The sequence below is a fragment of the Paenibacillus alginolyticus DSM 5050 = NBRC 15375 genome, from assembly GCF_000422905.1.
GTDB classification, from domain to species: Bacteria; Bacillota; Bacilli; order Paenibacillales; family NBRC-103111; genus Paenibacillus_E; species Paenibacillus_E alginolyticus.
In genome coordinates, this window is the sequence record NZ_AUGY01000008.1 from 76,178 (window position 1) to 88,872 (window position 12,695).

The 12,695-nt window shown below is 43.6% G+C and carries 12 protein-coding genes and 1 pseudogene; all 13 read left to right on the top strand.

What is annotated here, in order from left to right; translation table 11 throughout:
• The first annotated feature begins 15 nt into the window (after positions 1-15).
• The 13 genes and pseudogenes from G519_RS0103275 (at position 16) to G519_RS0103330 (ending at position 12,695) form a co-directional block, all read left to right on the top strand.
• On the top strand, positions 16-855 hold the full coding sequence (locus G519_RS0103275) for a carbohydrate ABC transporter permease (protein WP_029193467.1): 840 nt from the start codon (positions 16-18) through the stop codon (positions 853-855).
• A gap of 142 nt (positions 856-997) precedes the next feature.
• Positions 998-2,446, top strand: a complete 1,449-nt coding sequence (locus G519_RS0103280) for a PTS transporter subunit EIIC (RefSeq protein WP_244279991.1) — start codon at positions 998-1,000, stop codon at positions 2,444-2,446.
• Between the two features lie 85 nt (positions 2,447-2,531).
• Positions 2,532-3,365: a PRD domain-containing protein gene (locus tag G519_RS0103285; RefSeq protein WP_029193469.1), complete on the top strand. Its 834-nt coding sequence runs from the start codon at positions 2,532-2,534 to the stop codon at positions 3,363-3,365.
• 154 nt (positions 3,366-3,519) lie between these two features.
• The gene (locus tag G519_RS0103290; protein ID WP_029193470.1) at positions 3,520-4,617 is read left to right on the top strand and encodes a quinone-dependent dihydroorotate dehydrogenase; all 1,098 of its coding nucleotides are present in this window, start codon (positions 3,520-3,522) and stop codon (positions 4,615-4,617) included.
• Positions 4,618-4,643: 26 nt separating this feature from the next.
• On the top strand, positions 4,644-5,441 hold the full coding sequence (locus tag G519_RS0103295) for a GTP pyrophosphokinase (RefSeq protein WP_029193471.1): 798 nt from the start codon (positions 4,644-4,646) through the stop codon (positions 5,439-5,441).
• A 3-nt stretch (positions 5,442-5,444) separates the two neighbouring features.
• The gene (locus G519_RS0103300) at positions 5,445-5,873 is read left to right on the top strand and encodes a DUF309 domain-containing protein (RefSeq protein ID WP_029193472.1); all 429 of its coding nucleotides are present in this window, start codon (positions 5,445-5,447) and stop codon (positions 5,871-5,873) included.
• On the top strand, positions 5,866-6,861 hold the full coding sequence (locus G519_RS0103305) for an ABC transporter ATP-binding protein (RefSeq protein ID WP_029193473.1): 996 nt from the start codon (positions 5,866-5,868) through the stop codon (positions 6,859-6,861). The genes G519_RS0103300 and G519_RS0103305 overlap by 8 nt, the downstream gene beginning before the upstream one ends.
• 5 nt (positions 6,862-6,866) lie before the next feature.
• Entirely contained in the window at positions 6,867-7,238 is a 372-nt protein-coding gene (locus G519_RS52860) for an ABC-2 family transporter protein (protein ID WP_051253030.1), read from the top strand.
• Positions 7,232-7,723 carry an ABC-2 family transporter protein gene (locus G519_RS48685; protein ID WP_268633505.1) on the top strand — a complete coding sequence of 164 codons (492 nt, stop codon included), beginning with the start codon at positions 7,232-7,234 and terminating at the stop codon, positions 7,721-7,723. The genes G519_RS52860 and G519_RS48685 overlap by 7 nt, the downstream gene beginning before the upstream one ends.
• On the top strand, positions 7,698-8,486 hold the full coding sequence (locus G519_RS0103315; RefSeq protein WP_029193474.1) for an ABC transporter permease: 789 nt from the start codon (positions 7,698-7,700) through the stop codon (positions 8,484-8,486). Before G519_RS48685 ends, G519_RS0103315 begins: the two co-directional genes overlap by 26 nt.
• Positions 8,487-8,648: 162 nt before the next feature.
• A pseudogene (locus tag G519_RS41535) lies at positions 8,649-10,256 on the top strand (spore germination protein).
• Between the two features lie 22 nt (positions 10,257-10,278).
• Complete coding sequence (locus G519_RS0103325; protein WP_029193475.1) at positions 10,279-11,478, top strand: Ger(x)C family spore germination protein; 1,200 nt, start codon at positions 10,279-10,281, stop codon at positions 11,476-11,478.
• A 116-nt stretch (positions 11,479-11,594) separates the two neighbouring features.
• Positions 11,595-12,695 carry a GerAB/ArcD/ProY family transporter gene (locus G519_RS0103330; RefSeq protein WP_036631953.1) on the top strand — a complete coding sequence of 367 codons (1,101 nt, stop codon included), beginning with the start codon at positions 11,595-11,597 and terminating at the stop codon, positions 12,693-12,695.

The following is a 12,695-nucleotide window of genomic DNA, read 5'->3' on the forward strand; positions in this document are numbered from 1 at the left end:
AGGGGGAACCATCGTATGGTCATCAAAAATCCGTTAGCCAAAATGTTTGTCTGGATCATTCTTCTTATTTGGAGCGTTGCCGTCCTGTATCCATTGATTTGGACATTACTTGATGCGCTCAAAAATAATGAGCAATTTTTCTTAAATGCCCCATGGGCATTGCCTAAATTCCCGCTGCTTTGGGCAAATTTCTCCTATGTTTGGAGTAAATATAATTTTAGCACCTATTTCATGAATTCCATTATTGTGACGGTTGGAAGTACTCTTTTGGGTATGATCCTTGCTGCAATGACAGCCTACATCCTGGCTAGGTATGATTTTAAAGGGAATAAAATTCTCTTAACGATTTACATTTCATCCATGATGATACCGTTCGCGCTAGCACTGATCCCATTGTTCTTCTTATTAAATGATTTGCACTTAATTAATACGTGGTTAGGATTAATTCTTGTCTATGCGGCACTCAATCTTCCGTTTGGAATTTTCTTGCTTGTAGGGTTCTACAAATCACTGCCAAAAGAAATTGAAGAAGCGGCGATTATTGACGGGACCTCCCATTACGGAACGTTTTTCCGTGTTATGCTGCCTTTGTCTCAACCGGGTCTAATCACGGTGATGATTACAAACATGCTGAATAACTGGAACGAGTACTTCCTAGGGGTTGTCTTGACCAATGAACCAACCAAGTATACGCTTCCAATCGGTCTTGCGGTTATGCAGGCAGAAATGCAGTATAGAGTTGAGTGGGGACCGTTATTCGCAGGCCTGCTTATAACGACACTTCCAACGTTGATTGTGTATATGATCTTTCAGCGTCAAATCGCAAGTGGCATTACTGCAGGTGCTGTGAAATAACTGTATAATGGGTTGCATAGAAAAAACACCTTATCCTAGAGGATTTTATCCTTTCGGGAGGGTGTTCTTTCTACTATAATTGGGATAGGCAAGAGCAAACAAGATACGGCCAAACTTGTGGGCTTTTATAGGGGAACATGACATGAGAGCTATGTATATATTGCAGAAAATAGGACGTTCATTGATGATTCCGATTGCGGTGCTGCCGGCGGCATCCATTCTTTTACGTATTGGGAAAATGACGTTTAGTGATCCATTTCTTATGCAGGTGGCTCAGATTTTTGAGTTAGGCGGAAGTGCGATTTTTGATAATTTGCCATTCATATTTGCAATTGGTATTGCCATTGGACTTACGTCGGGAGACGGAATTGCGGCACTTGCGGCCGCGGTTGGTTATTTAGTGTTCGACAATGTCTTGAAGCATTTTCAAGTGGGGACTGACTCCGCGGAACGGCTGGATATGGGTGTTCTAGGCGGTATGCTAGTTGGCATGCTATCTGCTGCATTCTTTAACAGGTTCCAACATACGCGGCTGCCCAAAGCGCTCGGATTTTTCGGAGGCAAGCGATTCGTTCCGTTAATTACATCTTTGGTCATGGTTTTCCTAGGGGTTTTGATGGGTTTCATCTGGCCTCCAGTTCAGAAGGGCATAAGTGTAATCGGGTTATGGATCGTTGATAATGGGAACATTGGCGTTTTTATCTACGGAATAATGAACAGGCTTCTAATTCCAACGGGTTTGCATCACATTATTAATAATATCGCCTGGTTTCAAATCGGAGACTACACCACACCAACGGGTAAAGTGCTGCATGGCGATATCTCACGATTTTTTGCTGGAGATCCAGAAGCGGGACTATTCATGACAGGTTTTTATCCTGTGATCATGTTTGGGCTTCCTGCAGCAGCCTTAGCTTTAAGTAGAAGTTCGTCTTCTAACCGTCAGTTTGTTGTTCCTGTGATGCTTAGTGCAGCATTAACCAGCTTCCTTACAGGCATAACAGAGCCAATAGAGTTTGCTTTTATGTTCGTAGCACCAGGCTTATATCTCATACATGCCGTTTTAACTGGCTTTTCCATGGTGATCATGAATATGCTACAGGTGAAAATGGGATTTGGATTCTCAGCTGGATTTATTGATTTCGTTCTTAGCTGGCAACAATCTACGAATCCTTTTTGGATTGTCCTTGTTGGCGTAGGGTACTTCTTCCTTTATTATGTGGTATTTCGGGCATATCTGCATTTCTTTCCATTCAAATTGCCCGCTCAGGACGAAGCTGCTCCGCTTGAAACAGAAGATACCCTGGAGGCTGTCAAAGAAACGAAAGAAGACCGTCCAACCAGCATTCTAAGGCATATTGGCGGACCTTCTAACATTATTTCGATCGATGCTTGCATTACACGACTGCGTTTGCTGGTGAGTGAAGAAAATTTAATCATGGACAGCGAGCTTAAAGACCTTGGCGCAATCGGGGTTATCAGGCTGGGGAAAGGAAACGTACACATTGTTTTTGGTACGGAATCGGAACAAATTCGAGAAAGTATTAAACCCTTGCTGCACTTGCAAAAAGACAAATCAGGACAAGCCTAAATTTACCCCACAAAGTGACGTATGCCTTCGAAGTCTATTCCGATTACTTTGCGGGGACCCCGAAACAAAGATTAGGAGGTGTCTTATGATTGAACGGACGATCATTCATGTACTGTCCCATAATGTGGTGATGGCACATTTGACATCAGGGAAAAATTCCATTGCTTTCGGTAAAGGAATTGGCTTCAAAAAAACGCCAGGCATGCTCATTAGCGAAGGCGAAATCACACAAGAATTTCTCCTGCATACATCCGAAGTTCTTAAAAACTACGAACAAATTCTGAATGCGGTCGATTTGAAAATTATCGGGATTACAGAGGAAGTCATCGCTTATGCGCAAAGCATGCTGGAAGGCGACTTCTCCGAAACGATTCACGCCTCGCTCGTTGATCATATTAACTTTGCTGTCGAACGACAAAAACGGGGTATTTTCATCACGAATCCATTCGCTTATGAAATTGGGTATATGTATCCGGAAGAATACAAAGTAGCCAAAAAGTCCGTAGATTTCCTCAATGCTCATTTGGATGTGAAATTGCCGGAGGATGAAGTTGCCTTCTTGGCCATGCATTTCAATGGCGCTCGTAAAAAAGAGCAAGCTTCTGATTCCTTAGCGGTAGTTAGAGTGGTGTCGCAGACGATTGAATCTGCCAAAGAATTAGGCTTTAATTTCGATGATTCATTCTCAACGCTGCGGTTCATTAGTCACTTGAAAGGTGTCATTGAACGGGTCAAACAAAGAAAGACGCTCCAGAACTCGCTACTCGAAAAGATTAAAGAGGAGTATGGAGACACCTATGTAAAGGCGAAGGTGTTATCTCTGATGCTGAGTGATTCGCTTCAATTAGAAGTGCCTGATGATGAAACGGGTTACTTGACTATGCATTTGGAACGACTGCTGCAGCGTACCGAAGCCTAGGTTGTTAAATAACTTTCTGGATTCCCTTGCAACCTTCATGGAGCAGGGATTTTTTGTTTGAAATAAAGGTGAAATGCCTTTCCGTGGATTGCATATTTGCACGTTGTCAGCTAAACTGACTGTTAGAGTCATTAGAGAACGGAGTGCATAGGACATGCTGTATAAGAAGTTAGCAAAACCAATCTTGTTCCGAATGGATCCGGAGAAGGCGCATCATCTTACGATTGACGGGCTAAGCGCAGTGGTGAGCTTCCCCGGTGGGAAACAACTGCTCAAATCGATGTATGGAGTGCCCAATTCACCACTTTTAGCCCAACAATTATGGGGACTACAATTTGCAAATCCAATAGGTCTGGCAGCTGGATTAGATAAAAATGCGAAGGCTGTTAAAGGATTCTCACAACTAGGCTTTGGTTTCATGGAAGTAGGCACAATTACACCAAAGCCACAACCGGGCAATGAGCTGCCGCGGCTATTTCGCCTTCCAGAAGACAAGGCGCTTATCAACCGAATGGGCTTTAATAATGTAGGTACGAATGCGATGGCCCAAAACTTGATGAAGACAGGTAAACGTGACATCCCCGTAGCTATTAATATAGGTAAAAATAAGACGACACCGAATGAACAGGCGGAAGAGGATTATCGAGCTTGCATTCGGGAGTTATATACATATGGTGATTTCTTTGTTGTGAATATTAGCTCACCAAATACACCGGATTTGCGTAATTTACAGCATGGGAATGATTTAAAGCGATTGCTTGATGCCGTTACAACGGAAATGCAGCTGCAAGAGAAAAAGAATGGTCATTCAGGTAAACCTGTTTTGGTTAAAATTGCGCCGGATCTCACGGATGAAGAGCTTGAATTAACCGTACATACGATTAAGGATAGCGGCATTTCTGGGATCATCGCCACGAACACGACGCTCAGCAGGCAAGGGCTGGTGCACCCTAATCGCGAACAAGCAGGCGGACTTAGCGGAAAGCCACTAACGCAGCGAACGACGGAAGTTATTAGGCGTGTCTATCAGCTGACGGAAGGCAAACTGCCGATTATTGGTTCCGGCGGGATATTTACAGCCCAAGATGCCTATGACAAAATACGGGCCGGAGCAAGCTTAGTTGAAGTGTATACAGGCTTTATTTATGAAGGCCCAGGGATGCTAGCAAGCTTGAATAAAGGTCTTCAAGATTTGCTGAGGAGAGATGGCTACACACATATTTCCCAGGCAATCGGCGCAGATCAGCACTGACTTCATTCAGAATGGAGGATAAAAGAATGGATGGACGAGATTGGAAAAAATTTCTCCTGCCTTACGAGCAAGCGGTGGAGGAGCTAAAAGTAAAATTCAAGACACTGCGCGGCGAACTCAAGAGCAGAGAAGAATATGCACCTATTGAATTCGTAACGGGTCGTGTCAAAAAGATATCAAGTGTGTTGGAGAAAGCAAAACGCTTGAGTGTGCCTATGGATCAATTAGAGTCTGGTATCGAGGATATTGCGGGGATTCGGATTATGTGTCAGTTTGTAGAAGACATTGATCGTTTGGCCGAGCTGATTCGCAGCAGACAGGATATGCAAGTAGTTTACGAAAAAGATTATATTGCCAATAAGAAGCCAAGTGGCTATCGCAGCTTTCATATTATTATTGAATATCCCGTTCAAACCGCTTTGGGAATGAAACGAATATTAGCTGAGGTGCAAATTCGTACGCTTGCCATGAATTTCTGGGCGACGATCGAGCATTCTTTGAATTATAAATATAAAGAACAATTGCCGTCTGAGGTTAGAGCACGCCTTAGCAAAGCGGCAGAGGCTGCTTATCTGTTAGATCAGGAAATGTCCAGTATTCGTGGTGAGATTGTCGCCTCTCAGAAGATGTTTGAGGATAACTCGAATTTGGTAAACATAGTACTCAATAATATTCAGGAGCTTTATTTCTATCATCGAGTTCGGGAAGCCGCTCAATTTCAGCTGAGATTTAATGAGATATGGGAGACAGAAGAAGGTTTGAGTGATCTGTCATCCGATATTGAGGCTGCAATCGCCAGAGCGAAAAAAGGAGACAATAACTGATCTATGAGTACCTACGATCGATTATATGTGGCTTACTTATACTATTTCAATGATCAGCGAGACTATTTCGAATGTCATGAAGTGATGGAGGAGCTTTGGCTGGAGGAAGGCCGAAGCCCCTTATACCAAGGTCTACTGCAGGTTGCAGTGGGCCTTTATCATCATGCCAATGGAAACGTAAGCGGTTCCATTAAGCTCTTTAGCGCAGGACTGGACAAACTAGCGCCATACCCTGCAGATACGCTCGGTATTGATTTGGAAAGATTGATCCGAGATAGTGGGGAGTACTTAAATAAGCTGATGCGTGTGGAGCAAGAACCGTTCGCTCCCTATGACCTCACGATTCAAATCCTAGATGATGAACTGGGTGAACTTCTTGCGAAATTGAAGCTGAACCCCCCTGGGCATAACGAGGAGGAAATCCATGATTGAGGTTCGCCAGCTTAGCAAATATTACCAAGTACATGAGCGAGAGCCTGGATTCATGGCATCTTTGAAAAGCTTGTTTCACCGCAAGTTCCGCACTGTGAAAGCGGTAGATGATATTTCCTTTTCCATACCGGAAGGTGAAATTGTTGCATTTCTGGGTCCGAATGGGGCTGGCAAAACGACGACGATGAAAGTATTAACAGGACTGCTGCATCCTTCAGGCGGTGAAGTGAATGTGGGCGGTTTTGTTCCTTTTCAGCAAAAGAAAGAATTCAAGAAGCAGATTTCGCTTGTCATGGGACAGAAAAGTCAGCTCATCTGGGACATTCCCGCGGTGGAAACGTTTCTCGTTAATAAGGTCATTTATGAGATACCTGATCGGGAATATGAAGAGACCTTAGGAGATTTGGTACAGCTCCTCCAGTTGGAAGAAGTCATCCGCAAACCGGTACGACAGCTTTCGCTGGGAGAGCGGATGAAGTGTGAACTGGCAGCGGCGCTGCTGCATCGCCCGCGCATTGTATTTCTTGATGAGCCGACGATTGGCCTCGATGTGAATATGCAGGAAGTGATGCGTCGATTCATTCAGGATTACAGCCGTAAATATAAGGCGACCATTTTGCTGACAAGTCACTATATGGCGGATGTTACGGCGTTGTGTGAGCGAGTGCTGGTGATCGGAAAAGGCCGTCTCCTCTATGATGGTGCTATTTCCCAATTGGTTGATAAGTATGCGCCTAATAAGCGTATTCGTCTTCAATTAGCAGAGCGGGTAAATGAGTCAGAGCTTATCGATGTAACCCATGGCTTAGGGACGTTATTTCAGTATGAGTTTCCAAATGTGGAATTAGACGTGCCGAGAGAGCAAGTTTCTGAACTTTCAGCCCGATTATTAACCCATTTGACGGTATTGGATTTGACCATTGAAGATCCTTCCATGGAATCGGTGATCGCACAAGCGTTTGAAGCGGGGACCGGAGGGGGAAGTTAAGGACCATGAAAGCATTAGCTTTATTTTGGCAAAAATATCGCATGCTGCTTAGGGTTGAATGGGCGGTTATGTTTGCTTATCGGAGTGAATCGCTCATATGGATGATAGGAGCATTCATTCAACCTCTGGTCAGTATGGCCGTTTGGCTCTCGATAAGCGATAACAATTCCATTGGTGGCTATACAGCTCATGATTATATGGTGTATTTTCTGGGAGTCCTACTTGTAGATCGATTGACGAGTACATGGGATGTGTGGGAGCTGGATGCCAGCATTCAGGACGGGTCTCTCTCCACTAAGATCGTACGCCCCTTCCATCCGGTTCATTGGAGTTCTCTCAAAACCTCGTTTATAAGTTGTTTTTTGCTGTTTTGCTAATCCCCGCATGGGCGATAGCTGCTGCATGTATCCCGATGCTCAGGATGACTATTTCCTTGGAAATAATTGCACTCTCGTTCTTCGCTATTTTTCTTTCCTCTGCAATCCGTTTTCTAATCGGTTTTGAGTTTGGTCTGCTGGCTTTTTGGACGAACAGGGCAACTGCGATTTATAGCCTATATGAGGGTATACATTTGTTTCTAGCTGGTCGGTTAGCCCCGCTGAGTATGTTTCCTTCTTGGGTTGAAAAAACGGCAGCTTGGCTGCCCTTCTATGGAACCGTCGGGTTTCCAGTTGAGCTGCTGACAGGCAAGCTTGAGCTTGGATCATCCGAGATATTTCACAACTTTGCGATTCAGCTTATTTGGCTTATTGTCCTTCTTGTCATGTTTGTTCATGTGGAGACAAGGGATGAAGAAGTATGGCGCTGTGGGCGGATGAGGGAGGAACGGTGCGACAGTGATCAAATACTTACGACTATTTAGGGAGTTTATGCGGGCATGTTTAGTCGAAGAGTTCGAGTATAGAGCTAATTTTGCCGCAAATCTCCTATCCACGGTTTTTTGGCTATTCATGGCAATCTTGACCGTTCAATTATACTTTTATCGTACACAAGAGATTGGCGGCTGGGGTTTCTATGAGGTACTGGTACTTCTAGGTATTTTTAACGCGGTTCACGGTTTTATTGAATTTATCCTACAGCCGAATATGTCTCGTCTCGTCAGTCATATCCGTAAAGGGACATTGGATTTCATCCTGACAAAACCAGTTGACAGCCAATTTTACATTAGTTTTAGACATCTGGTTTTCTGGCGAGTAACCGATATTATTCTAGGTTTTGGCTTGACGGCTTACGCACTCTGGGAACTGGACGCTATTCCTAGTATTGCGGGGCTTATACGCTTCGTCATTGTCTTCCTTGCATCGTTGGTTGTGGTCTATTCGCTTTGGATGGGCATGATGATGTTCTCGTTCTGGGCGGTTAAAGTCGATAACTTATCCTATCTATTTAGTTCATTTTTTGAAACGGCCCGGTTTCCAGTTTCGGTCTATAAAGGCGTATTACGGTTCGCCTTAACCTATATATTTCCGATTGCTTTCATAACGACATTCCCAGCTTCAGCGCTCATTGGTCGAATCAGTGGATGGGAAGTCGTTTGGAGTGTTGGGATTGCTATGATCTTTTTCGGATTGACGAGGGTATTATGGAAGATCGCTTTACGCCATTATACCAGTGCGAGCAGTTGAGTTTTTGAGGCGAAAATAGAGTAGGACTTCACACCTTAAGGTGTAAGAAGTCCTTTTTTGCTTGGAGTGAGTTACCCGACATTTCATACATAAATTTACGGGAAGTGGGAAAACTTTTCCATAAGACATCGTTATTCCTATGAATTTGGTGGTGGCGAGCTCATGAAATCTTGGACGAAAACGCTACATCAACTATTTAACAGAAAGAAAACCACTCTCCCCCTTTCACAGGAGAGGGGGCCAATGGAACAGCATATTTTGCAGCAAAGCCTTTATCTAGATATTGGACTGAACATCGCGCAAATCAATACAATTTTTGGACATAGCTCCGATATCGTAACTGGCGAGTTGTGCCTGGATGCCGAAGCTAACTATAAGATTGGCTATGTATATTTAGAACAATTGGTTAACAATTCAGCATTTCAAGATGTGACGAACGCTTTGCTCTCGGGATCAGCCCAGCTCATCGAAACCATAAATACTGGTTTCTATCATCCACCAGATTTGATTAGGAACACCATTCATGCCTGTGGGAAAGTCCAAACGATCGAGGATTTTCACGGATTGTGCCAAAATATGTTAACTGGTGAGACCGTTATTCTGATCGATGGCTATGCAATTGCACTTTCTGTGAATACGGCAGGCGGAGATATGCGTTCTGTGGAAGAGCCTTCAACGCAATCTGTAGTAAGAGGACCTCGTGATGGATTCACGGAATCGATCGGTACGAACATATCCCTTATTCGCAAACGAATTAAGAGCCCCAACTTATGGTTAGAAACCATGGCGATTGGCAGAGTCACTCAAACTACGGTGTCCATTATGTACATAAATGGAATCGTAAATGACAAAATTGTCGAAGAGATTCACCGCAGACTTGCATGAATTGATATTGATGGAATCCTGGAAAGCGGTAATATCGAGGAACTTATACAGGATGAAACCTTCACGCCGTTTCCAACACTTTACAATACAGAACGACCCGATGTGATCGCCTCAGGATTGCTTGAGGGTCGCGTAGCCATCCTGGTAGATGGAACCCCATTCGTGCTTGAGGCACCAGCACTGTTCACCCAGTTTTTTCAATCCGCTGAAGATTATTATCAACGAGCTGAATTTGCCACACTTATTCGCATATTGCGATATATTTGTTTCTTTATCTCTTTGATGGCTCCTTCGTTCTATATCGCTATGACAACGTTTCATCAAGAGCTGGTGCCCAGCTCTCTGCTGTTTAACTTAGCCGCGCAGCGAGAAGGTATACCTTTTCCAGCTTTTGTAGAGGCGCTCCTTATGGAGGTTACCTTTGAAATCTTGCGCGAAGCCGGGGTCCGTCTCCCCAAGACAGTAGGCCAAGCTGTATCTATCGTAGGTGCATTGGTTATTGGGCAAGGTGCTGTGAATGCGGGGCTAGTTTCACCGGCTATGGTCATTGTAGTGGCCATTACAGCTATTTCCAACTTTGTAATCCCGTCTTTCAGCATGGGCATTCCCATACGTATCATACGGTTTATTTTGATGATATTTGCGGCCACGTTTGGTTTATTTGGTGTCACGGTCGGCTTAATCGGGATGGTCCAACATTTATGCAGCTTACGCTCATTCGGCGTGCCGTATATGTCTCCAATGGCGCCATTCATCCTTGATGACCAGAAAGATACCATTCTAAGATTTCCTCAATGGGCGCTATTTGCTAGACCTCGTTTCATCAGCCAAAAAAATAATATTCGGGAAAATAATGCCCCAACAACGAAGCCAAAATGGAAGTAAGAGGGAGGGAGGACTCTACCCGATGATTAGATTAGGTCGTATTTTTTGTACACTTATCTTACTAGGCGTCGTGCTCTCCGGATGTTGGGATCGACATGAATTAAATGATCTGGCCATTACGGTTGGTGTAGGGTTTGATAAAAGTGGCAAAGAATATTTAGTTACAACACAAATTGTGAATCCGAACGAAGTTGCATCTAAAAAAGGGAGCGGCTATAGCACCCCAATTACAACCTTTTCGGCATCGGGGGTTTCCGTGTTAGAGGCAGCAAGAAAGTTGACGACATTGACCCCGAGAAAAATATTCGCTTCGCATTTACGTATTCTCGTCATTAGTGAGGAGCTTGCCCGTGAAGGTGTTTCTAAGGTGTTGGATGGCCTTTCCAGAGACCATGAAGTCCGATCCGATTTCTATATCATTGTTGCCAAAGGAACAACAGCTGCAAAGGTTCTTCAAATTTTAACACCAATTGAGAGAATACCAGCTAATAAAATGTTTAAAACATTAGAAACGTCAGAGAAAGCGTGGGCACCCACCGTTAGCGTTCAGCTAGATCGCTTTATTAGGAATCTTTCTAAACCAACCAGAGATTCGGTACTTACAGGAATTCGATTAAATGGAGATTTAGAGAAAGGAAAGTCCAAATCTGTTTTATCAGAAACTAAGCCTAGCACATATTTGGAATATTCAGGAATTGCTTTATTTAAGAAGGATAAGCTGGTCGATTGGCTAAACGCGGAAGAAAGCAAAGGGTATAACTACATCATGGGAAATGTTAAAAGTACCATGGGGCATGTCACCTGTCCCAAAGGCGGAACGATAACCTTTGAAATCATCCGGGCAAAAACAAAAATGAAAGGACATGTTGTAAACGGCAAGCCCGAAATTAACATTCAAGTTTTTCTAGAGGAAAATGTAAGCGAGGTTCAGTGCCAGATTGACTTGTTGGATCCAAACACGGTCTCTGAATTAGAACGAATCGTTGAAACTAAACTAAAACAGGTCATGTTTTCCACAATTAAAAAGGCCAAACAGAATAAAGCTGATATTTTCGGCTTTGGAGATGCCATAGAAGATGCCTCCCCCAAGACTTGGTTGAAAGTGAAATCGGATTGGGAGAACGAATTCGCCAAGTTAAAAGTGAACATCGACGCCGAAATCAACATTCGCCGTTTTGGAACAACGAATAACTCGATCATTGTGCGGCCCATAGAGGAGTGATCTCGAAATGCTAAGCATTCTCGAGTAAAGCTACCAACCCCACTTGACTTGATTACCTTCATCTATAAACCAGTCAGTGAATTTGTTTTCGGTATCCTAAAATAGAGGTGTTTCCAATGATTGAGCAAGGTAAAATTGGCGTCCATCAATTTACCATATTAACCATCCTGTTTACAGTTGGCAGTTCCATTCTCATAGCTCCCTCGGGACTTGCTTTCGAGGCCAAGCAAGATGCATGGATTGCTGCAGTGTTGGGTCTACTTGTCGGTCTGCTGCTGATTATGCTGTATCATGCTCTTGGAAGTCGCTTCCCCCAAAAAACTTTGGTTGCATATAGTATGGAGCTCATTGGGAAATGGCCTGGTAAAGCGGTATCCTTACTTTACTTTTGCTTTTTTTTCATTCTCGCGGCACTTGTTCTTCGCAATCTAGGTGATTTTATTACGACTCAGGTATTGGTGGACACCCCGCTGCAATTCACTCATATCTTCTTCTTAGGCATCATCATTCTTGGCATTCGTAATGGGCTCGAGACATTCACTCGGACTTCGGAAATTTTCTTGCCATGGGTATTAGTTTTCTTCTTTCTCATGTTCATCCTTCTCCCATCCCAAATGAAAATGAGCTATATACAGCCCATCTTCGGCTACGGTTTGAAGCCTATCGTTCGTGCTTCGGTTTCACTTATTGGAACCCCTTATTTGGAGCTTGTTGTCTTCCTAATGATTATTCCTTTCGTGAATCAAACCCGAAAACTGGGGAAGGCATTTTTTATCGGGGTTTCCATTGGAGGAAGTTTGTTAGTTCTAATATCGCTCTTATCTATTCTAGTATTAGGGGATGATTTAACAGCCGTCCAAATGTATCCGAGCTATAGCTTAGCCAAAAGAATTAGTATTGGCTCCTTTCTCGAGCGTCTCGAGGTCTTCATGGCAGGGATCTGGTTTATCACCATCTATTTCAAGCTTACCTTATGCTTCTATGCGGCCACTATGATTTTCGGTGAAGTATTCAATCTGAGAGATGTTAGGCAGCTTTATCTACCTTTGGGTATGATTTTAGTTGTACTTTCGATCATTGCGTACCCTGACGCGGCTTATTTTATTCAGTTTGCGAGTAAAATATGGGTGTTCTATTCGGGGACATTTGGGTTTGCCATTCCTCTGTTACTACTCGTTTTAGCGATTTTTCGAAAAAAGAAAACAGTAGGTGAATAG

What these genes read in the sequence shown, in the direction of transcription:
- G519_RS0103275 (WP_029193467.1), top strand. Translation starts at nt 16, where the DNA reads ATGGTCATCAAAAATCCGTTAGCCAAAATGTTTGTCTGGATCATTCTT.
- G519_RS0103300 (WP_029193472.1), top strand. Translation starts at nt 5,445, where the DNA reads ATGAGTACCTACGATCGATTATATGTGGCTTACTTATACTATTTCAAT.
- G519_RS0103305 (WP_029193473.1), top strand. Translation starts at nt 5,866, where the DNA reads ATGATTGAGGTTCGCCAGCTTAGCAAATATTACCAAGTACATGAGCGA.
- G519_RS0103330 (WP_036631953.1), top strand. Translation starts at nt 11,595, where the DNA reads ATGATTGAGCAAGGTAAAATTGGCGTCCATCAATTTACCATATTAACC.
- G519_RS0103285 (WP_029193469.1), top strand. Translation starts at nt 2,532, where the DNA reads ATGATTGAACGGACGATCATTCATGTACTGTCCCATAATGTGGTGATG.
- G519_RS0103325 (WP_029193475.1), top strand. Translation starts at nt 10,279, where the DNA reads ATGATTAGATTAGGTCGTATTTTTTGTACACTTATCTTACTAGGCGTC.
- G519_RS0103280 (WP_244279991.1), top strand. Translation starts at nt 998, where the DNA reads ATGAGAGCTATGTATATATTGCAGAAAATAGGACGTTCATTGATGATT.
- G519_RS52860 (WP_051253030.1), top strand. Translation starts at nt 6,867, where the DNA reads ATGAAAGCATTAGCTTTATTTTGGCAAAAATATCGCATGCTGCTTAGG.
- G519_RS0103295 (WP_029193471.1), top strand. Translation starts at nt 4,644, where the DNA reads ATGGATGGACGAGATTGGAAAAAATTTCTCCTGCCTTACGAGCAAGCG.
- G519_RS0103290 (WP_029193470.1), top strand. Translation starts at nt 3,520, where the DNA reads ATGCTGTATAAGAAGTTAGCAAAACCAATCTTGTTCCGAATGGATCCG.